The sequence below is a fragment of the Vibrio sp. TBV020 genome (assembly GCF_046056895.1).
Lineage (GTDB): Bacteria > Pseudomonadota > Gammaproteobacteria > Enterobacterales > Vibrionaceae > Vibrio.
Window position 1 is genome coordinate 2,493,870 of record NZ_JBEEAQ010000003.1, and the last position, 26,426, is coordinate 2,520,295.

The following is a 26,426-nucleotide window of genomic DNA, read 5'->3' on the forward strand; positions in this document are numbered from 1 at the left end:
TGACACATATCGTATGTTTGCAAAGTAGGAAAAGTCTTCAGCAAATTCGATGGCATCATGATTAGTTCAATAGCAAACTATCATCTGCCAATTCTTCTCCTCTCACTTTGGAGAACATTTCTAATAAATCAGGGACTTGCATATTCTTCCGTTGCTCTCCAGCCACGTCTAAGACGATTTCACCTTGGTGTAACATCACGGTACGATCGCCACAGGCTAAAGCATCCTTCATCGAGTGCGTCACCATCATCACCGTTAGATTGAACTCAGAAACCACCTTCTTAGTTAGATCTATAATAAATGCGGCCATCCTCGGATCGAGAGCTGCGGTATGTTCATCGAGTAATAACACCTTACTATCAGACAATGTCGCCATAACAAGACTCACTGCTTGACGCTGTCCACCAGAAAGTAGCCCTATGCTGTCGCCCAAGCGGTCTTCTAAACCTAGTCCAAGAATGCTGATTCTCTCTTGGAAGAGTTTTCGACGCTTAGAGGATAGCGAGAGGCTCCACCCACGCTTTTTTCCACGCATATAAGCAAGGGCCATATTTTCTTCAATAGTCAGCTCACCACACGTTCCCGCTAAAGGGTCTTGGAATACACGGGCGCACTGCTTGGCTCTTTGATCGACGGTTTGTTTCGTTACGTCTAGCTCGTCGATAATCACTTTGCCACCGACCATAGGCGTTTCACCTGTTGCAGCTCCAAGTAAGGTTGATTTACCGGCTCCGTTCGATCCAATAACCGTTAAAAACTGATGTTCAGGCACTTCTAATGTCACGCCTCTCAGCGCTCTATTTTCAAGGATAGTGCCTGGATTAAATGTCACTTGAATGTCTTCTAATCGAATCATGCTACTTCTCCTGACTCTTTCCCTTGAGCTTGAGGGCGACTACGCTTTTTTGCTTTAAGGTTTCCCTTAATTTTTGGTGCAATCAATGCAGCAGCAACGAGTACAGCCGTCACTAAGTTAAGGTCTGACGCTTGCAGTCCAAACATACCGGTACTTAAAGCGAAAGCGACGGCTAAGCGGTACAAAACAGAACCGACAATGACCGCAACAACCGCAACCCAAATCTTGCGCCCTGGGATAAGCGTTTGGCCTAAAATAACCGCTGCAAGACCGACAACAATCGTACCCACACCAGAAGTCACATCAGCAAAGCTGTTAGTTTGTGCGAACAATGCGCCAGCAAACCCAACAAAACCATTGGATAAAGCAAGGCCAAAATAGGTGTAAAACGCGGTACTCGCACCTTGAGCAGAAACCATACGCGCATTCACGCCGGTTGCCCTTAGGCCAAGGCCGAAATCACTATTTAATAAACGGACCACGAGCCATGCTGAAACAAGCACTAATACACCAACCACTAACGGGCGAATTAACATCGGGTCACCGATTACTTCAAATGGCGTCAAGATGGTTTCCTCACCCAACAGCGCAACATTCGGGCGTCCCATAATGCGAATATTAATGGAGAAAGCGGCAATCATGGTCAGTATCGACGCGAGTAAGTGGAGAATGCCACATCGAACAGCAAGAAAAGCGGTAACCCAACCGGTAGCAGCACCAGCAATTACTGCCATAAAGGTGGCTACCCAAGGATTAATCCCCGAGACAATCGCCGTCGCGGCAACTGCGGCCCCCATAGGGAAGCTTCCATCAACACTTAAGTCTGGAAAGTCGAGAACACGAAAAGTTAAATACACGCCCAGAGCAACGAGTCCGTATAACAGACCTATTTCAAGGGCACCAAAAAATGCAAAAGCAGACATCGACTACTCCCTTTCTGCAAAAATGAGATAACCTCAAACCAGCCAGAAACTGGTTTGAGGTAAGCATTTACTTAACGCTTGTTGCTCGCTCAAGTACAGATTGAGGGATAGAAAGTCCCAGTTTTGCAGCGGCGGTTTTATTCACAACCAAGTCAGAACCTTTCGCTACTTTTACATCCAACGAACCAGGGCTAGCACCTTCAATAATGGCTGCTACGTAGTCCGCAGTTTGTACGCCAACTTGGTAGTAATCAAAGCCCAAGCTTGCAATCGCGCCTTTCTCAACATAAGACGTTGCCCCACCTAGCACTGGTGTCTTTGCTTGATTAGCTGCGACAATCATACCTTCAATCGCACTAGCTACTGTGTTATCAGTCGGTGCATAGATAACATCAGATTTCGCCGCAATAGCTTGAGTCGCTGATTGCACATCTGCACTTTTGAGTGCTGTCGCTTCTACAACTTGGATCCCTTGTGCTTTGGCGCTTTCTTTAAGTAAGTCAACCAAGGTTACTGCATTCGCTTCACCTGGGTTAAACACCACACCAATCGATTTAACGCTCGGCATAATTTCTTTAATCAGCTCCACATGCTGACTAACTGGGGAAAGATCAGATAGGCCTGTGACATTTTTTCCAGGTTGCTCAAGGCTCTTAACCAACTTAGCACCGACTGGATCAGTTACTGCAGTAAATACAACTGGAATTGAACGTGTCGCTGACACTAACGCTTGAGCGGTAGGAGTTGCAATACCCACTAATACATCGGGCTTTTCACCCACATATTGGCGAGCGATTTGCACTGCAATAGCAGGGTTGCCTTGCGCGGTTTTGTAATCAAACTCGAGGTTCTCACCCTGCTCATAACCTTTGGCTTTAAGTCCATCAATCAAACCTTGGCGAGTGGCATCCAATGCTGGGTGCTCTACAATTTGCGAAACAGCCACTTTTGCCGTTTTCGCCATAATACTGGTAGACGAGAGTAATGTGACACCTGCGAGAACAGCGGCCGCAATAACTTTTCCTGCTTTCATCTTAACTCCTTGATGTGATACCAATCCATTGAACATCAAACATTCCTGTCTCTAGCGGACCATACCTAGATGAGTGCGCTTTCAAACTGAGTTAACCAACCTTTACTTCCTGCCGTATAGAATGGCGAAGGATGGGTATAAAATGGCTTGGTGTAAGCAATAATTTTGTTGTGTTTACAAGTTTGTATTTTTCAAATTGCACAATTTATGTGCACATTAATTACTACCAGTAAGCCGATGAAAAGAAAAGTAGATTTTAACATTTAAATAACAAAAGGAGATGCAGGTTACTTTTGTTGCTTCGCCGCATGAACCAAAATGTTGCGAGGTGTTGTTTCTCGTGAGCAAAACTGCGACAACGTGACCTGATAACCACTCTGTTGTAAGAAAAGCGCCTTATCAAGAACTAACCAAAGCTCAAGAGCACGTCTAAAGGGTTGCTGAACCAAGCTCATTCGCTCCATCTGCCAATAACGTTGAAGACCTTTTTCTTCATACTTAACAAAGTCGACCTTTGGCAATGCAATGCTTTTTTTATCGCTCGCCCATAGACAGAAAGCCTCAAACCCTTCAGAAAGCTGGGACTTCTTAATACTTGGAATCGGTTGGTATTCCTCAAGGCTAAGGACTTCTCTTAGTAACAAGTCAAATCCAAGCCGGAAAGTCATTTCCTCTACTCTATGTTTTTTCACTCGCTCCCCACCAGTTACGGTTTCTTGAAGCGGTATACGCAGTTCTGATTTATTTAAGCTCAACTTAGATTCCTTCGCTGCCTCAGACATTGGCTGATAACATTCGTCTTGAATCAGATGGTAACAACATGGAGAGAAGGTCATTGCAGGGAGTTGTTTATCAACCCCCTTATTAATCAGTGATACGTGGAGATCGCCACAAGCATGTAATGCAACCGCATGTTGATTAGAGTGAAAGGCTCGAATGGATTCTGGGCTAAAAGCATCACCTTGGACGAAGTTCATCGAAAGTCTCTGCTTATCTGCTTCATGTTGCCCAGACTCACAGAGAGCTTGTTGATATTCAAAGCTTGTTACACGCTGCCCTGATTGACTAGCTAAAATACGGCCTAAAAACCCCTTGCCAGAACACCACTCTAGCCATTCTTCGCCCTCATGAGCATTTAGAGCCGCTTCCCCCATAGAAACAATCTGAGCCAGCTTTCTACCCGGCACACCTGTATCTACACCACGAGCTAGACTCAGTCCGTCAAGTTCAAGCTTTGGTAAATTAGTCCAACGGGAGATAAGTGCTACTTCTGGCAGATACGCCGACATTGCCTCTACAAGCGCGTCGTTGTCTTGCTTAAATTGTTCGATAGATTCAGGGGATAAGCTATCTAGCCATTGAGAGAGTAAAGTATGACTATCTTGCCAAGGAAGCACAGCCGAATGGCTCGAGAAGAATGGCTCAAAACGCCAAAATACTTGGTTGTCGACTAAGAACTGATCGAGTGATTTGAACTGGTGTAACATGACTTCCCCCTGAAAAGCGTAGTGTAGAGGGAAGTCAGCAGAGATGGTAGCGGATTAACGCACTGGTAAGTCAATATCCTTAAACATCTCTTCAATTTCAGCATTCGATTTAAGTGACAATGCTTGCTCGACAACAGGTCGCGTCAAGTGCGGTGCAAAGCGCTCCATAAAATCAAACATGTATGAACGAAGGAAGGTGCCGCGTCTGAAACCAATACTTGTCGTACTCGCACCAAAGATATGACTCGCATCGATAGCAACAAGATCCGTGTCTTGTTCTTGGTCAATCGCCATACTTGCAATCACACCAACACCGATGCCCATTCGAACATAGGTCTTAATCACATCTGCATCTGTCGCCGTGAACACAACGCGAGGAGTTAGGCCATATTTGTTAAACGCGGTATCCAGCTCTGAACGGCCTGTAAAACCAAACACGTAAGTGACCAATGGGAAAGAAGCGAGGTCTTGAATCGTTACCTTCTCTTTTTGGGCTAATGGATGGTTTTTAGGCACTACAATTGAGCGATTCCAGTGATAACAAGGAAGCATGATGGCATCTTGATACAGGTGAAGTGCTTCTGTTGCAATGGCAAAATTTGCTGTCCCTTTAGCAATAGCCTCAGACATTTGTGAAGGCGTACCTTGGTGCATGTGCAGCGACACTTTAGGGTAGCGGGCAGTAAAGCCTTTAATAACATCAGGAAGTGCGTAGCGCGCTTGAGTATGAGTAGTGGAGATGTTGAGTGTGCCCATTTCAGGGTGAGTATGTTCACCTGCAACGGCTTTGATGCTTTCTACTCGCGCGAGGATCTCTTGAGAGATTCGGATGATGTCTTCTCCGGCTCCCGTCACTTGAGTTAAGTGTTTACCACTACGTTCAAATATTTGAATTCCAAGCTCATCTTCTAACAGACGAACCTGCTTACTGATACCTGGTTGAGAAGTGTAAAGGCTTTCCGCGGTAGCAGAAACATTTAAGTTATGGTTAACGACCTCAACAATATACTTCAATTGTTGTAATTTCATTCAGACCTCGTAATCCCTTATCGACGCCGCACAGCGAGCAAACATAGTTTATAATATTTAGTTATAACGCCTAAGAAGTGAAATTGATAGTCAAATTGGAACGAGTGTTTGGAAAAGTGGGCAGTTTTTTGCGTGTGGCGCCTATTTTGCAACCAATTACTCAGAATGAGCTTTGCAAAGCGATTTTTCATTAATAAAATTACTAAGTTGAGCAATAATGCGAAACAGTTACAGTCGCATGGCAGGATCGTGTATGCTTAACGGCTAGCCACTAAAAAACATAAGATACGGAATTTATGAATATTGGTTTAATCATAGCTTTAGTTGCCATCTTGCTGGTGTTAGTTCTTGGCTATAACATTATGCTTCAGTATAAGGTTAAAGCAGAAACAGCGCGTAAACAGGAGAGTTCGCGTTTCCTGCAGATTATCGATGCAACCGAAGAGCTTATCGGCCACGCTCATCACATGCCATATAGTAAAGAATTACTAGTGTGTCTGAATACTCGTATCCTAGATGCAGTTCAGAATATGCATGAACTTGATCCGAAAAATAAGCACCTTGAACAACGTGTTGCTCACGTTAAAGATCAAATTAAGCAACTTGAAGAAAACTACAAAGGTGGCGAAAGCACAAGTTTTAAAGTTCCGAGCAGCGATAAACAAGCGATTGTTATGCTTAAGCTTGTGAAACGCCTACGCGATACAATCCGTAGTGAACACAACAAAGGCCGCTTTGAAACTCAAGCTTACGTGACTGAAAATGCACGCCTAGAAACGATTCAAGTACGTATCAATATCGAAAATGTTATCAAGCGTTCGAATGATGCGATTGTACGTGGTCAACCTGGCACAGCAATTCAGTTACTGAAGAAAGGCTTAGACGCACTCAGTACTAAAAACGACGCTTACTCAAATCAAGCGCGTGAAAAACTGCAAACCATGTATGACGAGTTAGAATCTAAACGTCAAAGTAAGAATGCAGAAGAACTTCATCAAATCGAAGAAAACCAACGTCAGAACGATATGGATGCCCTCTTCGGTGAGAAGAAAAAGTGGTAATATAACTCCGCTCAGTTGTTTTCAAAAAGGTCGCAGTAGCGGCCTTTTTCTATTTATTTTGTAAAGTTATGTCCAAGATGATCGACCTAGACCAATACCAGTCTCTATTAGAACCAATCAATGGTTTTCTTCAATGCAGCACCCCAGACGAATGGGTAGAAGAAGCTCGCAAACCTGAAAACCTAAACGTCGTACTGATTGACCATTTGATGTGTGAGTTGAAGGCGGGACAATCCGCAATGCTCTTAATTCGTAAATATGCGGTTGATAAAGAAAGTACCCATAACCTATTAGATTGGTTTAAGCCTTACGAAGATTTCGCTTACCGCAAAACCGGTAGCCTTGAAACCCTGAAAGGTAAAAGCAATATCTCGAAAGCAATCATGGCGAAATCCAACTCCCCTTATAGCCAAGATTTGATTGATAAGATGGTGTTACTGATCAAGGAAGAACTGCATCACTTCTACCAAGTACTTGAGATCATGGACAGCCGTGGTATCGCGTATGAGCCAGTACAAGCCAGTCGCTATGCCAAGGGGTTGATCAGTAATATGGCCACTCATGAACCACAGACGCTTATCGACAAGCTGATTATTGGCGCTTACATCGAAGCGCGCTCTTGTGAACGATTTGCTAAGCTAGCACCTCATATGGATGAAGATATCGCTAAATTCTATGTTTCTTTACTTCGTTCTGAAGCAAGGCACTATCAAGACTACCTGACGCTCGCTGAAGAGATTGCGGGGAAAGATATCTCTGAGCGAGTAAATTACTTTGGCAAACTTGAAGCCGAGCTAATTTCCTCACCAGACACCGATTTCAAATTTCACAGCGGTGTACCTGCTTAGAAAGAAAAAAGGATGCATCAAAGCATCCTTTTTTATAGAAGCTATAAGAGAGCCTCCCCTAGCCCTGCTGCATAGAGCTTTTTACTAATTCGATTCAAAGCTTCAGCTTGCTTGGGTTCAATGACTAAAGTCCCGCGGCTCTTCAATACATCCATCATAGACTCTACACAAGCCGCATCCGGACCAACTCCTTCTAGTTTTTCTCGAATAAAGCCAAACCAGTTATCATCCATCTTCTTTTTGACCTTCTCGATCACCTCAGGATTCGTCACTTGAAACTGCTGCCTATTATCAAAGGCTGCTTGGTTCGTACGGGCGATATCATAAACAATGTGTGCTTTCTTCTTAGCAATCAACATTCCCGGAATATTGAGCTGAAGTTCCGCAATTTGTCCGCCACTCATTTTGAGGAAAAACTTAATGTCTTTATAACCACTACTGTCAGGGGCAACATTGTGCTGTTCTAAATTACTACCATGACTTGCGAGTTGGTAACGGTCTTTCAAAGCCTTTTGATGTGTGGCTAACGCTTGGAACTCTTCAGTTCCGCATATAAACAGTTTAGCTGCTTGAAGGTCACGAAACTTTTTAACTTTCACCGTAATACGAGCGCAATCTTTCAAATCGCCAACGTCATTACTGCGCACACGACTGGTAATTTTTGCCAGCGCTCCACTATAGCTTTTGATCCCCCCATAGGCTCCTGGTGGAAAGCTGATCTCTGCGTCAAACGCAATTCGCAAACGCTCCGCAAACGTATTGAGCTCAACTTGCGCTTGAATAATTTCTTTAAACATCAAGAATAATTGCTTACGTTTTAATTTGGCATTAGCAACTTGGTTCTTGCCATGAAAGTCCATCGCTTTGGTGTTCAGTACTTTCTTGCCCGCCGCGTTTGTTTCTAGATACTGGGCAATGTCTTCGTCTAAATACTCGGCTAAATGTGCATCATCGGTCAGAATGTCATGCATCAATTTACACATCTTGCCTTCTTCGGTTTGCTGAAAACTCTTAGATTTCAACTTACCCCGAAGCTCGGCAAGGCTAGACTGATATTCATTTTGATTTACCAGCCTAAATCCTTGTGACAGATGTGCTGATTGATTGATTCGTTTGAGCACTTCGGCTTTAATCTTAGCGACATCTCCGACGGTCACTTTTTTATTTGCTGCATCAGAAAGCGCATCACTACCAACTGAAGCGGATAATGTATCTGTCATTGAAGTATCTCCAAATTAATGACCCAGCAGGGCTCTACCATTCATTCCCTGAGCGTAAAGCTCTCTACCTATTTTATTTAGTGCCTCAGCCTCTTTCGGGGAAACAATCAAGCTACCTGACTGATGGAGACGATGAATCATATTCTGTGCGATTTTTAACTCGTCACGCGCCTTAGGGACATTGTCATGAATAAAGCTAAACCAGTTTTTATCCATTTTACGCTTCACTGTATCCAATACCTCTTGGCTGGAAACTTTGAACTCTTTGGATAAATCTTTAGTGGTTCGAGTAATATCGTAAATAATGTGCTCTTTGGCTTTCGCCACAAGCATTCCTGGTATGTTGAGTTGGAGTTCAGCTATTTGCCCACTTGAGAGCTGAAGGAAGAACTTGATATCTCGATAGCCAGAGCCCGTTGCGCCTTTACTGTATTTAGCCAAACTAGATTTGCCTTTCGCAAACGAATATCGGTCTTTCAAAGCGTTTTGGTTATGAGCAACTTTGCGAAATTCTTCGGTGCGACAAATAAAGAGCTTTGCTGCGTGCAGTGCTGTCAGAGAATCGAACATCACTGTCATACGAGCACAATCTTTCAGTTCGCCAATATAGCTATCTCTATCACGGGTGGTCATTTTTGCTAACGCACCGCTAAAGCTTTTGATCCCACCAAATGCTCCAGGTGGCTCACTGAGCTCACCATTAAACGCAGAGGCAACCGTCTTGGCAAAAGTACGCAGTTCAACTTGAGCGTGGATAATCTCCTTGTACATCAAAAACAGCTGTTTTCGTTTCAGTTTTGTATTTGCAACTTGATTGCGCTGGGCTTGAGTCATCGACTTAGTATCGAGTTTTGCTTTTCCCACGGAAGGTTTTATGAGATAGGATTTTAGGTCATCGTCCAAGTATTCAACCAAGTGTGCATCATCAGTCAGGATGTCATACATCAGCTTAGAAACTTGACCTTCTTCAGTTGATAGGAACTGTTTCGACGTTAGTTCCGATTTTAGTCGTGCTAGTTCCGACTGGTAATCTTTTTGATTTACTAAGCGAAAGCCTTGAGAAAGGTGTTTAGTTTGATCAATGTACTGTAACACCTTGGCCTTTTTCTTTCGGACCAGTTCTTTCTCTAGTTTTAACTCGTCAGGTGTTAACTTACTAATATGCTTTGGGCGCGATTCGTATCCGTCCATCATTCACTCCCTAAATGTATATAACGTAAGCTTATAATCTAATTTAGAGGGGTGTTATAAATATCTCGTAATTTAATAATACCTTTGGGATATTGATCGACATATACGCTAGTAACCACTTACCTTCTAAGGATAAAAAAGCCAGCAGATGCTGGCTTTATTGGTTCGTTATATTTGATTAAGCAAGTGTTGCGTTAATCTCAGCCAGTACCGCAGCTGGGTCTGACGCTTGAGTGATAGGACGCCCAATAACTAGGTAATCAGAACCCGCTTGAATTGCATCTACTGGGGTCATAATGCGTTTTTGGTCACCAACAGCTGCGCCTGCTGGACGAATACCTGGAGTAACGAGTTTGAACTCTTTACCTAGCTCACCTTTCAACATTGACGCTTCTTGTGCTGAACACACTACACCGTCTAAACCTGCATTTTTGGTTAAGTTTGCTAGGCGAATTACTTGCTCTTGAGGCGCAATATCTAAGCCAATTCCTGCTAAGTCGCTCTGTTCCATACTAGTTAGAACCGTCACACCAATAAGCAGCGGGCGGTCTTTACCGTAAGGTTCAAGAATCTCACGTGAAGCAGCCATCATACGTTCACCGCCACCGGCATGAACGTTCACCATCCAAACGCCCATTTCTGCGGCAGCTCGTACTGCTTTAGAACATGTATTAGGAATATCGTGGAACTTAAGGTCTAGGAATACCGAGAAACCACGCTTGTGTAACTCTTTAACGAAATCAGGACCAAATAGTGTGAACATCTCTTTACCGACTTTTAAACGGCAAGAGCTTGGGTCGATTCTATCAACAAAAGCGAGTGCGTCTGCTTGGTTATCATAATCCAGTGCAACAATAACTTTTTGGTCGATCATTTCATCTCCTAACTTACTTTAAACAAACCGAAAAAAAGCAGCGGGATCACCGCTGCCATTTTATTATGGGATATACCCAATCTTTAATAATCATTCGCCATCCAATCCACGGATCGGCTTGATCGTTCCCCACCCTTTACAGGATGGACAATGCCAATACATCGAATGAGTTGAGAATCCGCACTTTCGACAACGATAATGAGGCTTCACTTTGAGTTGTTCGCCAACCAGCTTCTGTAGCGTATCAAGACTGGCTTTAGCTCGCCCTTCCTCAGCTTCAGCCAAGTGATAGTCCATCAAACGATAGAAACCTTTCATGGTCGGATTCTTAACCAACTGTCGAGTCAGCAGCTCTTGAGCCGCTCCCGGCCCTTCATGCTTCGCCACCATTTGAGCAAGCATTAGCTCAGCCGACACGCCGGCTTTATTCACGATACATTGGCGCAAGAAGTTAAGTAGCTCATCTTCTCTGCCTAAATGATGGTAACACTCGGCTAAGGTCGGTAAGACTTCACTAACAAAGTCACTGTCTTGCTCAAGAACCGTTTCTAGATGCTGAATCGTACTCTGGTAGTCTTCGTCTTCAAGATAAAGCTTACCAAGGGCAATACTGGCTCTGACACACTTTGGATCTTCTGATAGTGCTTTCTTAAAATTCTGTTTTGCTTGAGTTTGGTTGCCATCAGCTTGTTCTTGCATGGCAAGTTCACACCAAAAGTGACCAATACTCGTACGCATGCGCTTACGGCCCATCTTCACTAATAGTGAAGCGTAATGAATAGCTTTGCTCCACTCACGTGTCTGCTGGTAAATTGCGACAAGCTGCTGCAGTGCAGCTTCACGATGGTCAGGTTCATCAACAAGCTGTTCAAAGATTTTTTCAGCACGATCTAAAAAGCCAGACGCCATATAGTCTTTTGCTAATTGCTGAAGTGCGATGTTTTTCTGATCGATCGTAAGACCCGAACGAGAGATGAGGTTTTGGTGAATGCGAATAGCGCGATCAACTTCTCCTCGTGAACGAAATAGATTACCTAACGCCAAATGCGTATCAATCGTTTCGTTATCCACCTGGAGAAGTTCGATAAAGTGATCAACCGCTTTATCAGACTGATCTGACAAAAGCAGGTTTAGACCCGTCACGTATTGACGAGATATTTGATTAGATTGTTTCTGCTTATCTTGCTGGGCACTTCGATTACCCATATACCAGCCGTATGCTGCGGCTATTGGTAGTAATAAGAAGAGAATTTCTAACATCAAGTAACAGCCTACCTAATAAATCTTGTTAAGCTTTCTCTTGAGTCGGTTCCGTTACTGGAGGAGAAAGTTTATTGAGCTTCTTCTTCAGTTTACGAACCTGGAGCTGAGATTTGAGGTGTAAGCCACCAAATACTAACCAAGCGAGGGCAAAGCCTACAACGAATACGACACCTAGCAGCGTAGATAGGTGAAAGTCACCTTGAGCGATAAGGTAGTTAAATGTCACAACAGCTTGATTCTGAGAGCCTAATGCCAGTGCAATTAAGAATAGGGCCAGTACAAGAACGATTTTTATAATTTTCATAGTCCATCACCTAAGATTAGTTCTGCCGTACGATTATGCAGTAAAAGCTCCAAACAAACCATGGTTATCTGAGTAATTCGAGTTATAAAAAAGCGGCATACATATGTATGCCGCTTTTTTAGCAATAGATTACGTATTTACCCGAGATTTACGCGCTCACGTAATTCTTTACCTGGTTTGAAGTGTGGAACGTATTTACCTTCCAGTTCTACTTTGTCACCAGTTTTCGGGTTACGACCAACTCTAGGTTCACGGAAGTGCAAAGAGAAGCTACCGAAACCACGGATCTCAATGCGATCGCCACTTTCTAGAGTTGATGCCATATGCTCTAAAATATCTTTTACAGCATCTTCTATCTCTTTAGCTGAAAGGTGCGTCTGTTCTGCACAGAGTCTTTCAATCAATTCAGACTTAGTCATAGTTGCCCTCATAGAGTAATTTATCACTTATTATAGTAAGTAATACCAGTTCCAACAAACACTTGCTTTCAATTTTAGACAATAATTGAACAATGCGTGTAATGAAAAAGTACTTTTTTCAGAACATCTTGAAGAGATTGGTATTACTACTAGTTATCACGTAAACATAAAAAAGGAGCCTTTCGGCCCCTTTTTCTTAAAAGCGATTTAATTATTCGCCTTTAGCTGCTTTGAAAGCGTCAGCCATAGCGTTACCGAATGAAGCATCGTCTGCTTTGTTCAGTGAAGCCATTGCTTCTTGCTCTTCAGCTTCATCTTTAGCTTTGATAGATAGGTTGATTACGCGGTTCTTACGGTCTACACCTGTGAACTTAGCTTCAACACTGTCACCAGCGCTTAGGATTAGAGAAGCGTCTTCTACGCGGTCACGAGAAACTTCAGAAGCGCGGATGTAACCTTCTACGCCTTCGATTAGCTCGATAGTTGCGCCTTTAGCGTCTACTGCAACAACAGTACCGTTAACTAGAGTACCTTTCTTGTTGTCTGCAACGTAAGCATTGAATGGGTCATTTTCCATTTGCTTAACGCCTAGAGAGATACGCTCACGCTCAGCATCTACTGCTAGAACTACTGCAGAGATCTCGTCGCCTTTCTTGTACTCACGTACAGCTTCTTCACCAGCAACATTCCAAGAAATGTCAGATAGGTGAACTAGACCGTCGATGCCGCCTTCTAGACCGATGAAGATACCGAAGTCAGTGATAGACTTGATCTTACCAGTAACCTTGTCGCCTTTAGCTTGCGCTTCAGCGAAAGATTGCCATGGGTTAGCTTTACACTGTTTCAGACCTAGAGAGATACGACGACGTTCTTCGTCGATTTCAAGAACCATAACCTCAACTTCGTCGCCAACATTAACAACTTTAGATGGGTGGATGTTCTTGTTAGTCCAATCCATTTCAGAAACGTGTACTAGACCTTCAACGCCTTCTTCGATTTCAACGAAACAGCCGTAGTCAGTTAGGTTAGTAACGCGACCAGATAGTTTGTGACCTTCTGGGTAACGCTTAGCGATTGCTACCCATGGATCTTCGCCTAGCTGCTTAAGACCTAGTGATACGCGAGTACGCTCACGGTCGAACTTAAGAACTTTAACTTGGATCTCGTCACCAACGTTAACGATCTCAGAAGGGTGCTTAACGCGCTTCCAAGCCATGTCAGTGATGTGTAGTAGGCCGTCAACGCCACCTAGGTCTACGAATGCACCGTAGTCAGTAAGGTTCTTAACGATACCTTTAACTTCTGCGCCTTCTTGTAGAGTTTCTAGAAGCTCATCACGCTCAACGCTGTTCTCAGACTCGATAACTGCACGGCGAGAAACAACTACGTTGTTACGCTTCTGGTCAAGTTTGATAACTTTGAACTCTAGCTCTTTGTTTTCTAGGTGAGCAGTGTCGCGGATAGGACGCACGTCTACTAGTGAACCTGGAAGGAAAGCACGGATACCGTTTAGTTCAACAGTGAAACCGCCTTTAACTTTACCGTTGATGATACCAACAACAGTTTCAGCTTCTTCACAAGCTTTCTCAAGAACGATCCAAGCTTCGTGACGCTTCGCTTTCTCACGAGAAAGTTGAGTCTCACCGAAACCGTCTTCTACAGCGTCTAGAGCTACGTCTACTTCAGAACCAACTTCAACTTCAAGTTCGCCAGCAGCGTTCTTGAACTGTTCAGCAGGGATAGCAGACTCAGACTTAAGACCAGCATCTACAAGAACGAAACCGTTCTCGATAGCTACTACAGTACCTTTAACGATAGTACCTTGTTGGAATTCTGTTTCGTTTAGAAACTCTTCAAAGAGTTGAGCAAAAGATTCAGTCATTTATTTAATCTTCAATAAATTAAACGTCCACGGGTATCCTACCTCGTGGGGTTATTAAATTCGCCAGTCATCATCCATGCGACCAACGTTCTGACCTAGCAGCCTAGGCTACTAGCTTAGATTCGATATATTGTAGTGCCTTTTCTACTACTTCGTCGATACTCATAGTAGTAGAATCTAGCAAAAGCGCATCCTCTGCAGGGCGTAGTGGTGCCACTGGGCGGTTACGATCTCGGTCGTCACGCTCTTGGATCTCGCTCAAAAGGTCGTCAAATTTAACATCTAAACCCTTGCCTTGCAACTGTTTAAGGCGACGGTTTGCACGCTCTTCTGCGCTAGCATCAAGGAAAATTTTCACTTCAGCTTTGGGGAAAACCACCGTGCCCATATCACGACCATCAGCAACTAAACCATTACCTTCAGCAAAAGCACGTTGACGACGCAATAATGCTTCACGAACTCGTGGAAGTGCCGCTACTTTCGATGCAGCCATGCCCGTTTCTTCTTTACGAAGCTCACCAGAGACATCTTCACCTTCTAGAATCACTTTCACTAAGTCGCCTTCAGCAACAAATTGAACGTCTAGGTGTGTAGCAAGCGGCACGAGCGCATCTTCAGATTCTAAGTCAACCCCGTGATGAATTGCAGCAAGTGCTAATACTCGGTAGATAGCACCAGAATCTAATAAGTGAAAACCTAGTTTGTTCGCTAGCAGCATACAAAGAGTGCCCTTACCTGCACCACTTGGTCCATCAACGGTGACTACCGGTGTATGAGACGACATGTTTTACTCCACGTTGGTTACTGATCATTGCTTAGTGCAGTGACCTATGTTTGGCGTGAAATTATAGAGGTAAACGTCTAGAGGTTCTAGGCGGATGATGAGGAAATTAAAAAAAGAGCGCATTTGCGCTCTTATGTAAGTCTATAACTTTATTCGGTCACGATTCTTAGTAACCAGTCCGTCACCAATCCCTTTAACCGCGGTGAGTTCATCTGCCGTTTTGAAGCTGCCATATTCATCCCTGTAGGTCACAATTGCTTGTGCTTTTTTCAGCCCTACACCGTTGAGTAGTGCTGCCAACTCCTCCGCACTTGCGTTATTAATGTTGACCGTAATCTCAATCCCTTCATATTTCGGGTTGCTGTTACCTTCTGTCGCAAAGCTCATAGGTACTGAAAAGACGAGCACCATAATGAAAATTATCTGTCTGAACATTTCGATTCCTTTATATCAAGATGTGTAGTCAGATTAACGGAACAGATGTGTCGTCAATAACGGTAAAGTAAAAAAACAAAACGGGCTGCAATCGCAGCCCGTCTTAATCAATATATCAGTTACATTATGACTGATTACTGTGTCACAGCGTAGTATTCGATATCGATAGTTTTACGCAAAATGCTGATAAGGCCTGACAGGTCTTGCTGAGCACTTGCCTGTGTCATTTGCTGAGCAATCTGCTCGTTGTATTGAGTGTTAAACATTGAAGACACTTCCGTCAGTTCAACTACTACGATATCACCGTTTAGATCTTTCGCTTGTGCAAACCCGACTTTACCTTCTTCAGGCTTCACCATAGAGAAAACAACATCAGCTAGTGAAGAACTACGATCAACTGTTTCAGACTCACCAAACGCTAGACCATTCTCTTCTAGCAGTCCCTGTTTACCTTCTTTCAGTTCAGCAACCAGCTTATCGGCAAGTTCAATAGCGCTTTGCTCGCCTTTTACTTTCGCAAGAGAAGTCGTTACTTGTTCACGAACGTCTGCTAGTGGTAGAACCATCTCATCACGTGCGTCTTCAACACGAACTACAATCACGTGCTCAGGAGCAACTTCAATAACCTCTGAGTTTAGGCCATCTTCTTTCACTTCTGGACTTACGATAGCTTGTAGAACTGCTGGTGTCTTGAGCAACTCAGGAGCATCAATTTGAGAAATGAAATCAGTAGTATGGATTTCAGCGTTGATAGCCTGTGCAGCGTCATCTAGTGAATCAGGGTACTCAAACGCTACTTTTTCAAGTTCACTCTGTAGCTCGTAGTACTGATCGATTGCCTGCTGATCTTTAAGCTCTTGCTTAATTTCAGCTGCAACTTCTGAATATGGCTTAGCAACTGAATCTTTAAGTTCATCAAGCTTGATGATGTGGTAACCAAAATCTGATTTAACCAAACCTGTTGTTTCGCCAACTTTCGTTAGAGCAAACGCTGCTTCTTCAAACGCTGGGTCCATTACATCACGCTCAATCCAACCTAGCGAGCCGCCTTCAGATGCACTACCGAAGTCATCAGATTTTTCTTCAGCTAGCGTTGCAAAGTCAGCACCTGCATTTAGCTCATCAAGAATCGCTTGTGCTTTTGCTTCATCGTCGCCTTCAACTAGGATGTGGCTTACACGGCGTTGCTCTTCAGATGAGTACTTATCAAGGTGCTCTTGGTAGTACTGCTCTGCTTGCTCTTCTGAAACAACAATTCCTTCTTTCAGCTGTTGTGCAGAAAGTTCAATGTAGGCAACTTTCACTTGCTCAGGGCGAGTGTAACGCTCTGGGTTTTGCGTGTAGTAATCGTTGATCTCTTCTTCAGACAATTCAGCTTTAGCCGCAAAGTCTTCTAGAGATAGCGTTACTTTCTTAATTTCACGAGTTTGAGTCAACAGCTTGCTTTGTGCTGCAACTTCACCAGGTAAAGTAAAGTCGCTCGCTTGAATTGCTGTTAGCAGTTGGTTGCGAACTAGGTCGCGACGTAAGTACTCTGCGAAGCTCTCTGCATTGAAGCCTGCACGACGAAGCGCTGTTTGATAAATTTCTTGGTCGAATTTGCCATCAATTTGGAACTGAGGCATTTCTAAAATCAGTGTACGTACTTGTGCATCACTTACGCGTAGGCCTAATGACTCAGCGTGTTGCTCAAGTAGTAAGTCGTTAACCATACGGTCGAGAACAGATTTGCGGAAAGACTCTACGTAGCTAGGGTCAGCCAACAAGTTCGAGAAGTAATCACCAAGCTGCGCTTGCATACGATTACGTTCATTTTGGTAAGCTTGTTCAAACTCACCACGGCCAATTTCAACATTGCCTACTTTCGCAGCTGTGTTATTTGAACCGCCAACAATGTAGCTACCAACACCCGCAAACACGAAAGATAGGATGATAAGTCCTAGGATAATTTTAACCGCGATGCTGTTAACGCCTTCGCGTAATCGGTCCATCATACTTAAACTACTCTCCGCTTATACATCGCACCAACATAAGTTAAGAATTGGATACGATATACTTCATTAAAATAAAAATTGATTAGCGCGATAATACCAGAAAAAGAAATGCGCATCAGTATGATGCGCATAATTTAAAAAGGTTCGAAAAAATCAGCCTAAATGGCGATTTTTTGATTAGTTGCAAGAATCTTTAAGAGCCTTACCTGCTTTAAACGCAGGAACTTTAGCTTCTGCGATTTGGATTTCTTCACCAGTTTTAGGGTTACGACCTGTGCGTGCTGCACGAGTACGTACACTAAATGTACCAAAGCCAACTAGAGCAACTTGATCACCAGACTGCAGAGTGTCACCTACTGCTTCGATGAATGCGTCTAGTGCACGGCCAGCTGAAGCTTTTGATAGGTCTGCGTTTTCTGCAATTTTTTCTACTAATTGTGTTTTATTCACTGTGATTCCCCTTTGCGCCACCTGGTTAATTTTTTTATAGGTAGCTTAACGTTCCATTTCATTTCAAATTAGCGACAAACCCTTGTAATACAAGGCTCGAAGCTATAGTCGCTAACGTTAGCGCCCAAAAAAAACGCTGACAAGCCTTTTTATGCTTATCAGCGTAATCTTTTACTTATTTTTGCTACATATCACTATTTTACTGCAGCAAACTCGACACCTGACGGCTCATTTTCTAGTGCGACTTTAAGAACTTCATCAATCCATTGCACCGGAATAACCTTAAGATCAGCGATAACATTGTCCGGAATGTCTTCTAGATCACGTTCGTTGTCTTTCGGAATCAGTACTGTTTTGATGCCACCACGGTGCGCTGCAAGTAGTTTTTCCTTAAGACCGCCAATCGGTAGAACTTCGCCGCGTAGGGTAATTTCACCCGTCATGCCTACTTCTGCTTTTACAGGGTTACCTGTAAGGCTAGAAACAAGCGCTGTACACATTGCGATACCCGCACTTGGGCCATCTTTTGGCGTCGCGCCTTCAGGAACGTGTACATGGATATCACGTTTTTCATAGAAATCTGAGTTAATACCCAGTTTTTCCGCACGTGAACGTACTACCGTCATCGCTGCTTGAATCGATTCCTTCATGACGTCGCCAAGTGAACCAGTTTGAGTCAACTTACCTTTACCAGGCATAGACTCTGTTTCAATAGTCAGCAGGTCACCACCAACTTGAGTCCATGCAAGGCCAGTCACTTGACCAATGCGGTTGCTGTCATCAGCTTTGCCGAAGTCATGACGCTGAACACCCAAGTATTCTTTTAGGTTATCCATAGTCACTGTTACCGATTTCAGATCCGAATCCAGTAAAATGTTCTTAACCGCTTTACGACAAATCTTCGAGATCTCACGCTCTAGGCTACGTACACCCGCTTCACGCGTGTAGTAACGAATAATGCCGATAATAGCTGAGTCTTCGATCTCAATCTCATGTGGCTTAAGTCCGTTACGTTTCACCTGTTTATCAACTAGGTGGCGCTTAGCGATATTCAGTTTCTCATCTTCTGTGTAGCCAGATAGACGAATCACTTCCATACGGTCTAGCAGCGGCCCAGGAATATCCATGGAGTTCGACGTTGCAACGAACATAACATCAGAAAGGTCGTAGTCGACTTCCAGGTAGTGATCGTTAAACGCGTTGTTCTGCTCTGGATCGAGTACTTCAAGTAATGCTGAAGATGGGTCGCCACGCATATCAGACGACATTTTGTCGATCTCATCCAATAGGAATAGCGGGTTCTTCACACCAACTTTAGACATTTTCTGGATAAGTTTGCCCGGCATAGAACCAATGTAGGTACGACGGTGACCACGGATTTCCGCTTCGTCACGTACGCCGCCCAGCGCCATGCGGGTATATTTACGACCAGTCGCAGCTGCAATAGAACGACCTAGAGACGTTTTACCTACACCAGGAGGACCAACTAAGCATAAGATTGGACCTTTAAGCTTATTGATACGGTTTTGTACCGCTAAGTACTCTAGGATACGTTCTTTAACACGCTCTAGACCGTAGTGGTCTTCGTTAAGAATCTCTTCTGCTTTAGCTAGGTTTTTCTTCACTTTAGAACGTTTGTTCCAAGGGACACCTAGCATCCAGTCGATGTAGCCACGGACTACCGTTGCTTCTGCTGACATCGGAGACATCATCTTAAGCTTTTGTAGTTCTTGTTCAGTCTTCTCGCGTGCTTCTTGAGGCATTTTTGACTCTTCGATCTTCTGTTTTAGAGTCTCGAATTCATCAACGCCATCTTCGCTTTCACCAAGTTCTTTCTGAATCGCTTTCATTTGCTCATTCAGGTAGTACTCACGCTGCGATTTCTCCATCTGCTTCTTAACGCGAGTGCGAATACGCTTCTCAACTTGTAGCAGATCGATTTCAGATTCCATTTGTCCCATCAAGAACTCAAGACGCTCAGTCACATCTAGAAGTTCTAGTACCGCTTGCTTGTCAGCAAGTTTTAGTGGCATGTGCGCTGCAATCGTGTCGGCTAAACGCGCTGCTTCATCAATACCATTTAGGGAAGTCAGTACTTCTGGTGGGATCTTTTTATTGAGTTTAATGAAGCCTTCAAACTGGTTGATTGCACTACGAACAATCACTTCTTGCTCGCGCTCATCCAGCTCGCCAGTCGTTAAGTACTCAGCTTCAGCAAAGAAGAATTCATTTTCAATAAAGTGGTTTATTTTTGCACGCTGCTGACCTTCAACAAGCACTTTGACAGTGCCATCTGGTAGCTTCAGTAGTTGAAGGATAGTCGCAACGGTACCAACTTCAAACATGTCAGATTGAGCTGGCTCGTCAGTATCCGCTTCTTTTTGCGCTACTAACAATACTTGCTTGTTGTTATCCATTGCAGCTTCAAGACATGCAATCGACTTTTCTCGGCCAACAAACAATGGAATTACCATGTGCGGGTAAACGACTACATCTCTTAGAGGTAGTACGGGGATCTCGATACGTTCGGAACGTTCCAAGTTCATATTATTCTCTCTTCCGCTTAGTCCTATCTGCAGTATATGGGGCTTAATTGTTTGGATTCAATGAAAGAATAAAAAAAAGGGAGTAATTGATTACTCCCTTTCTACCGATATCTAATTATGTGATTCGTATTAAGATTCTGCACCTGCAGCTTGGTTATCTGAGTTGCTGTAAATCAGCAGTGGATCAGACTCACCTTTAATCACCGACTCATCGATAACAACTTTACTTACGTCGTCCATTGATGGCAGTTCATACATGGTTTCAAGCAGCACACCTTCAAGAATTGAACGAAGACCACGAGCACCAGTTTTACGCTCCATTGCTTTTTTAGCAATCGCACGTAGTGCATCTTCACGGAACTCTAGCTCCGCATCTTCTAGTTCAAACAAAGCAGCGTATTGCTTAGTCAGTGCATTCTTCGGCTCACATAGGATTTGGATTAATGCATCCTCATCTAGCTCTGTCAGCGTTGTCGTTACAGGAAGACGACCAATGAACTCTGGGATTAGGCCGTATTTAACCAAATCTTCAGGCTCAACTTGAGTGAATAATTCACCAACAGTCTTAGTTTCATCTTTCGAACGAACTTCTGCACCAAAACCGATACCAGTGCCCGTCGCAACACGTTGCTCGATCACTTTATCTAGGCCAGCAAATGCACCGCCACAAATAAATAGAATCTTAGATGTATCTACTTGTAGGAACTCTTGCTGAGGGTGCTTACGACCACCTTGTGGTGGAACTGAAGCAACCGTACCTTCAATCAGTTTCAATAGCGCTTGCTGAACACCTTCACCTGATACGTCACGCGTAATCGATGGGTTTTCAGCTTTACGAGAGATCTTATCGATCTCATCGATGTACACGATACCACGCTCTGCTTTCGCTACGTCGTAATCACACTTCTGCAGAAGTTTCTGGATGATGTTTTCTACATCTTCACCAACGTAACCCGCTTCTGTCAGCGTTGTTGCGTCAGCCATAGTGAATGGTACATCTAGGAAACGAGCTAATGTTTCTGCCAGTAGCGTTTTACCACTACCAGTAGGACCAATTAGCAAGATGTTACTTTTACCAAGTTCAACACCTTCGCTCGTCGTATCTCCATTACGTAAACGCTTATAGTGGTTATAAACGGCTACTGCTAGCACTTTCTTCGCGTAATCTTGGCCAATCACGTAGTCATCAAGGTGTTCACGAATATCTCTTGGCACTGGTAGTGCTTCTGATTGTTTCTTCGGTAGAACATCTTTAATTTCTTCACGAATGATGTCGTTACATAGGTCGACACATTCATCACAAATATAGACTGACGGACCAGCGATTAGCTTACGAACTTCATGCTGGCTTTTGCCGCAGAAAGAGCAGTAAAGAAGCTTACTACTACCGCTCTCTTTGCTTTTATCTGTCATTCGCTAACCTCTTAGCCTTTACTTATATGACTTGAGTGTATATCAATATATGGCATTGTTGCTAGTTATTCACCGCGATGAGTGAGAACTGCATCTACTAGGCCATATTCAACCGCTTGATCAGCTGCCATGAAGTTGTCACGATCAGTATCACGTTCAATCACTTCTAGTGGCTGACCTGTGTGTTCAGCAAGTAGCGTGTTGAGTTTTTGTTTGATCGTTAGAATCTCTTGAGCGTGGATCTGGATGTCAGATGCCTGACCTTGGAAGCCACCTAGCGGTTGGTGAATCATTACTCGTGAGTTAGGTAGAACGTATCGCTTGCCTGGTGCACCACCAGCAAGTAGGAATGCACCCATTGAGCACGCTTGACCCATACATACCGTACTTACATTCGGCTTGATGAACTGCATTGTGTCGTAGATTGACATACCAGCAGTTACGCTACCACCTGGAGAGTTGATGTATAGGAATATGTCTTTATCTGGATTTTCTGATTCTAGGAAAAGCAGCTGTGCCACGACAAGGTTTGCCATGTGGTCTTCCACTTGACCAGTCAAGAAAATTACACGCTCTTTCAGCAAACGAGAGTAGATATCGTAAGAACGTTCACCACGGGAAGTTTGTTCAACCACCATTGGTACTAGCGCGTCCATAATTGATGGCATTGTATTTTTTTCTTGGTAGCTCATATTCTTATGTCCCTAAAATAAATGGCCCGTATGATACATATCATACGGACCATTGTTAGCAGAATAGTTAACGATTAGTCAACCTTCTCAGCAATAAATTGCTTATTAAGCAGCTGGTTGCTGGTTCATTAGCTCGTTGAAGCTAACTTCTTTTTCAGAAACCTGAGCTTTAGCGATGATTGCATCAATTGCTTGCTCTTCTAGAGCAACATTGCGCATGTTGTTCATCATTTGCTCGTTCTGCTCGTAGTAAGAAACAACTTCTGTTGGATCTTCGTATGCAGTAGCCATTTCTTCGATAAGTGCTTTCACTTTCTCATCATCAGCTTTTAGCTCTTCAGACTTGATTACTTCACCTAGTAGAAGACCTACAACTACGCGACGCTTAGCTTGCTCTTCGAACAGTTCACGTGGAAGTTGCTCAGCAGCTTCTGGGTTACCACCGAAACGCTGTGCAGCTTGCTGACGTAGAGTACCGATTTCTTGATCGATTAGTGCAGCTGGTACGTCGATGTCGTTTTCTTTAACTAGACCGTCGATAGCTTGCTCTTTGATGCGGTTCTTAATAGCTTGCTTAAGTTCACGCTGCATGTTCTTACGAACTTCTGCTTTAAGTGCGTCAACGCCGCCTTCAGCAACACCGAACTTAGAAACGAACTCGTCGTTTAGTTCTGGAAGCTCACGAGCTTCAACTTTGTTTACTTTGATTGCGAACTTAGCAGCTTTACCTTTTAGGTTCTCTGCGTGGTAATCTTCTGGGAAAGTCACGTCGATTTCGAATTCCATACCAGCAGTCTTACCTGCGATACCGTCTTCAAAACCAGGGATCATGCGACCAGCGCCCATCTCTAGAGGGAAGTTCTCAGCTTTGCCGCCTTCGAACTCTTCACCGTCGATAGAACCAACGAAGTCGATAGTTGCACGCTTACCTTCTTCAGCAGCTTCTTCAACTTCAGCCCAAGTTGCTTGCTGTTTACGTAGAGTGTCGATCATCTCTTCAACGTCTGCGTCTTGAACTTCAGTTGTTGGTTTTTCAACAGTGATGTTCTCTAGACCTTTTAGCTCAACTTCTGGGTAAACTTCGAAAGTTGCGTTGAATACTAGGTCTTCACCTTCGTTAGTATCAACTGGAGCGAAAGTTGGTGCGCCTGCTGGGTTGATCTTTTCTTTAACGATCGCTTCGATGAAGTGGCGTTGCATTACTTCGCCCATCACGTCTTGACGTACTGCTTTGCCGTACATCTTCGCAACCATTTTTAGAGGCACTTTGCCTTTACGGAAACCATCGAAACGACGGTTTTTTGCGATGTTGCGTAGTTCAGCTGTTACAGCATCTTCGATGTTTGCAGCAGGAACAGTAATGTTTAGACGGCGCTCTAGGCCCTCTAGCGTTTCAACAGTAACTTGCATTATTCATTAACCTCAAAACTGGCTCAGATAACTGAGCTTATGTGCCTTGCTCTATAATAAAAGCTAAGACCCATCCTTGTTTGTACTCTATGAGCACTCTTCTATAAATCGAGTATCGACAACTGACGAGTCAATCATCGGACTAATTAGCGATATCCTTACGAATTAAACTCTGGATTTAATTCGGTAAAAGGTATCTCCGATTAGCCTCAGGATAAAAATTTAGACGCAGCATTCTACCGACCAGATCGATAGCTGTCGAGTCTAGCCCCACGATCGCTACGGGATTCACCTAAAAACTCACTTAACTGCTAAAAAAAGCGCCAATAACGCACGCTTTGTTTCCAGAAATGGGGACATTAATGCCTTTTTCAAGAGAAACTAATATTTTTTTTCGATTAAAGATCAAAACTAGATCTAAGTCCGGTTTTATCCCTCACTTTGTTAATAGCAGTAAACACATTCATAACAAAAACCTTTACGCTATAGCAGAGTCAGGAAGTGGTACAGGGTTGTAAATGTTGGGATTTCGAAGAGGAAAGCTATACCTGCTTATTCTGTATATCGCTGTCATTATTGGTGGTTCGAGCTGGGTTTGGAATTCAAGCAAAGAGACCCAATTTAACACTCACAAAGAACAGCTTGAACGTTTCGCAGAATTTATTTCGAGTAAACTCGACAAGTACGCGCACTTACCACAACTTATAGCTAAAGACAGTGAACTCATTTCAGCACTACAAAACCCGCATAACCCTGCTCAAATCGAACTTACAAACCGCTACTTAGAACAGGTCAATGCGACCATTAAATCGACTGACGCCTACCTATTAGATGAGTTCGGCAATACTATTGCAGCAAGCAACTGGAATTTAACCCGTTCATTTGTCGGTAGAAATTATGCTTGGCGACCTTATTTCTCTAACGCAATTCAAGGCAATCCAAGCCAATATTTTGCACTGGGTTCAAGTTCAAAGCAGAGGGGTTACTACTTTTCTTACCCTATTAGGTATGCCGCTGAAATCATTGGCGTGATTGTTATCAAGATGGATCTCACGGCTATCGAAGCCAACTGGCAGAATCGCTCCAATACTTTTGTCGCAACTGATCGCTTTAATGTTATTTTTATGTCGAGTAACGAAGAGTGGCTGTTTAAAAGTTTAACCACTTTATCCGAAGCAGATCGACAAACCATTTTGAACAGTCGCCAATACCTCGACTCGCCAATTCGGTCATTCGGATTAGCAGGAGATTTGTCTCAGCCGCATTCTGAGTTGAGTAATCCTTTGGCCTCTGGATTTGAAAACTCTTACCTTGTTTCGTCAAGGCCACTAGAAAAACACAATCTAACTCTGCGAGTATTAACCCCCAAAGTCACATTGTTGTGGTCAACACTCAGTTTTTCTTTAGTCACAACGCTGCTGTTTGTTATTGCTTACCTTTCGCTCCAACTCACTTTTCAGCGTCAGTTAAAGAAAAGGCAATTCGAACAATTGCAGTCTGAAGCGAAACAAAAACTCGAGTTTTTGGTGATGGAACGAACATCAGAGTTACAAGCAGAGATCGCAGAGAGAACTAAAACGGAAAGCGCTCTACGTCAGACTCAAAATGAATTGATTCAAGCGGCGAAGTTGGCCGTGCTTGGCCAGATGTCTGCAAGCATCAGTCACGAGCTAAACAACCCACTGGCGGCTATCCGAAGCTTTGCTGACAACGGGCGCCGCTTCATACTAAAAGAAAAATACGATCGAGTAGACGATAACCTTTCACGTATTTCAGCACTCACTGACAGAATGGCTAAGATAAGCAATCAGCTCCGTTCTTTTGCCAAAAAGAGTGACAGTAATGAAACCGTTACGACAGACGCTATTGCTATTGTATTGGCCGCAAAAGAACTACTAACACCACAATTCAAAGCGGCTCAGATATCGCTGAATACTGATATAGGCGCAGATTTACCACTTATCGACATAAACCCAATTCAATTGGAGCAAGTGCTGATTAACCTTCTTACCAATGCCATACAAGCAGTAGAAGAACAACAAGACAAGCAAGTTACTCTCTCTGCTCAATTTGTAGAAGGTAGATTGAATCTGATCGTGGATGATAATGGTCCTGGCATTCCTTTTGATCGCCAAGCCCAGCTATTTGAACCCTTTTACACAACTAAAAAGAACGGTTTGGGATTAGGTTTATCCATTTCGCACCAAATTACTAAAGCAATGGGTGGGGAACTTAATGTAAACCCATCGCCACTTGGTGGAGCTCGATTCGTGCTTACTATACCGGCAACAACAAAGTAACTATCAAGGACA

The 26,426-nt window shown here is 43.6% G+C and carries 23 protein-coding genes; 3 read left to right on the forward strand and 20 right to left on the reverse strand.

The features are described from left to right. Positions 1 to 61 precede the first annotated feature (61 nt). The 5 genes from AAFX28_RS19285 to cysB all read right to left on the reverse strand — a co-directional run bounded on the left by AAFX28_RS19285 (position 62) and on the right by cysB (position 5,328). The gene (locus AAFX28_RS19285; protein ID WP_408690061.1) at positions 62 to 856 is read right to left on the reverse strand and encodes an ABC transporter ATP-binding protein; all 795 of its coding nucleotides are present in this window, start codon (positions 854 to 856) and stop codon (positions 62 to 64) included. Continuing rightward, the gene (locus tag AAFX28_RS19290) at positions 853 to 1,779 is read right to left on the reverse strand and encodes an ABC transporter permease (RefSeq protein WP_408690062.1); all 927 of its coding nucleotides are present in this window, start codon (positions 1,777 to 1,779) and stop codon (positions 853 to 855) included. The genes AAFX28_RS19285 and AAFX28_RS19290 overlap by 4 nt, the downstream gene beginning before the upstream one ends. A gap of 67 nt (positions 1,780 to 1,846) precedes the next feature. After that, entirely contained in the window at positions 1,847 to 2,812 is a 966-nt protein-coding gene (locus AAFX28_RS19295; RefSeq protein ID WP_408690064.1) for an ABC transporter substrate-binding protein, read from the reverse strand. A gap of 287 nt (positions 2,813 to 3,099) precedes the next feature. Next, positions 3,100 to 4,299 (reverse strand): methyltransferase, encoded by a 1,200-nt coding sequence (locus tag AAFX28_RS19300; protein ID WP_408690065.1) that lies wholly within the window; start codon positions 4,297 to 4,299, stop codon positions 3,100 to 3,102. Between the two features lie 54 nt (positions 4,300 to 4,353). Further along, on the reverse strand, positions 4,354 to 5,328 hold the full coding sequence (cysB, locus tag AAFX28_RS19305; RefSeq protein WP_053438304.1) for an HTH-type transcriptional regulator CysB: 975 nt from the start codon (positions 5,326 to 5,328) through the stop codon (positions 4,354 to 4,356). Between the two features lie 296 nt (positions 5,329 to 5,624). Here cysB and AAFX28_RS19310 point away from each other — a divergent pair, with 296 nt between their 5' ends. Beyond that, entirely contained in the window at positions 5,625 to 6,389 is a 765-nt protein-coding gene (locus tag AAFX28_RS19310) for a DNA repair protein (protein ID WP_408690068.1), read from the forward strand. 77 nt (positions 6,390 to 6,466) lie between these two features. Continuing rightward, positions 6,467 to 7,237, forward strand: a complete 771-nt coding sequence (gene miaE / locus AAFX28_RS19315; protein WP_408690909.1) for a tRNA isopentenyl-2-thiomethyl-A-37 hydroxylase MiaE — start codon at positions 6,467 to 6,469, stop codon at positions 7,235 to 7,237. A 41-nt stretch (positions 7,238 to 7,278) separates the two neighbouring features. Here the strand turns inward: miaE and AAFX28_RS19320 are convergent, their stop codons facing one another. The 15 genes from AAFX28_RS19320 to tig all read right to left on the reverse strand — a co-directional run bounded on the left by AAFX28_RS19320 (position 7,279) and on the right by tig (position 24,114). Then, positions 7,279 to 8,457 carry a hypothetical protein gene (locus tag AAFX28_RS19320; RefSeq protein WP_408690069.1) on the reverse strand — a complete coding sequence of 393 codons (1,179 nt, stop codon included), beginning with the start codon at positions 8,455 to 8,457 and terminating at the stop codon, positions 7,279 to 7,281. Between the two features lie 15 nt (positions 8,458 to 8,472). Then, the gene (locus AAFX28_RS19325) at positions 8,473 to 9,651 is read right to left on the reverse strand and encodes a hypothetical protein (RefSeq protein ID WP_408690070.1); all 1,179 of its coding nucleotides are present in this window, start codon (positions 9,649 to 9,651) and stop codon (positions 8,473 to 8,475) included. A 175-nt stretch (positions 9,652 to 9,826) separates the two neighbouring features. Next, the gene (gene pyrF / locus AAFX28_RS19330) at positions 9,827 to 10,522 is read right to left on the reverse strand and encodes an orotidine-5'-phosphate decarboxylase (protein WP_408690072.1); all 696 of its coding nucleotides are present in this window, start codon (positions 10,520 to 10,522) and stop codon (positions 9,827 to 9,829) included. Between the two features lie 90 nt (positions 10,523 to 10,612). Beyond that, complete coding sequence (gene lapB / locus AAFX28_RS19335; RefSeq protein ID WP_408690073.1) at positions 10,613 to 11,782, reverse strand: lipopolysaccharide assembly protein LapB; 1,170 nt, start codon at positions 11,780 to 11,782, stop codon at positions 10,613 to 10,615. Positions 11,783 to 11,810: 28 nt separating this feature from the next. Then, entirely contained in the window at positions 11,811 to 12,089 is a 279-nt protein-coding gene (locus tag AAFX28_RS19340; protein WP_408690074.1) for a LapA family protein, read from the reverse strand. Positions 12,090 to 12,226: 137 nt separating this feature from the next. Continuing rightward, positions 12,227 to 12,508, reverse strand: a complete 282-nt coding sequence (gene ihfB, locus AAFX28_RS19345; protein WP_171758787.1) for an integration host factor subunit beta — start codon at positions 12,506 to 12,508, stop codon at positions 12,227 to 12,229. Positions 12,509 to 12,719: 211 nt separating this feature from the next. Continuing rightward, a complete protein-coding gene (rpsA, locus tag AAFX28_RS19350; RefSeq protein WP_408690075.1) occupies positions 12,720 to 14,390 on the reverse strand; it encodes a 30S ribosomal protein S1 in 1,671 nt (556 codons plus the stop codon). A 103-nt stretch (positions 14,391 to 14,493) separates the two neighbouring features. Next, positions 14,494 to 15,174 (reverse strand): (d)CMP kinase, encoded by a 681-nt coding sequence (cmk, locus tag AAFX28_RS19355; RefSeq protein WP_408690076.1) that lies wholly within the window; start codon positions 15,172 to 15,174, stop codon positions 14,494 to 14,496. Between the two features lie 141 nt (positions 15,175 to 15,315). Then, positions 15,316 to 15,609 carry a ComEA family DNA-binding protein gene (locus tag AAFX28_RS19360; RefSeq protein ID WP_408690078.1) on the reverse strand — a complete coding sequence of 98 codons (294 nt, stop codon included), beginning with the start codon at positions 15,607 to 15,609 and terminating at the stop codon, positions 15,316 to 15,318. Positions 15,610 to 15,743: 134 nt separating this feature from the next. Then, entirely contained in the window at positions 15,744 to 17,603 is a 1,860-nt protein-coding gene (ppiD, locus tag AAFX28_RS19365) for a peptidylprolyl isomerase (protein WP_408690080.1), read from the reverse strand. Between the two features lie 177 nt (positions 17,604 to 17,780). Continuing rightward, positions 17,781 to 18,074, reverse strand: coding sequence for an HU family DNA-binding protein (locus AAFX28_RS19370; RefSeq protein WP_216612032.1), 294 nt, complete (start codon positions 18,072 to 18,074; stop codon positions 17,781 to 17,783). Between the two features lie 173 nt (positions 18,075 to 18,247). Then, the gene (gene lon, locus AAFX28_RS19375) at positions 18,248 to 20,599 is read right to left on the reverse strand and encodes an endopeptidase La (protein WP_408690081.1); all 2,352 of its coding nucleotides are present in this window, start codon (positions 20,597 to 20,599) and stop codon (positions 18,248 to 18,250) included. A 129-nt stretch (positions 20,600 to 20,728) separates the two neighbouring features. Continuing rightward, positions 20,729 to 22,012 carry an ATP-dependent protease ATP-binding subunit ClpX gene (gene clpX / locus AAFX28_RS19380; protein WP_053438317.1) on the reverse strand — a complete coding sequence of 428 codons (1,284 nt, stop codon included), beginning with the start codon at positions 22,010 to 22,012 and terminating at the stop codon, positions 20,729 to 20,731. 65 nt (positions 22,013 to 22,077) lie between these two features. Further along, positions 22,078 to 22,704: an ATP-dependent Clp endopeptidase proteolytic subunit ClpP gene (clpP, locus tag AAFX28_RS19385; RefSeq protein WP_053438318.1), complete on the reverse strand. Its 627-nt coding sequence runs from the start codon at positions 22,702 to 22,704 to the stop codon at positions 22,078 to 22,080. Positions 22,705 to 22,809: 105 nt separating this feature from the next. Then, entirely contained in the window at positions 22,810 to 24,114 is a 1,305-nt protein-coding gene (gene tig / locus AAFX28_RS19390; protein ID WP_408690084.1) for a trigger factor, read from the reverse strand. Positions 24,115 to 24,632: 518 nt separating this feature from the next. Here tig and AAFX28_RS19395 point away from each other — a divergent pair. Next, positions 24,633 to 26,414, forward strand: coding sequence for an ATP-binding protein (locus AAFX28_RS19395; RefSeq protein ID WP_408690085.1), 1,782 nt, complete (start codon positions 24,633 to 24,635; stop codon positions 26,412 to 26,414). Positions 26,415 to 26,426: the final 12 nt, after the last annotated feature.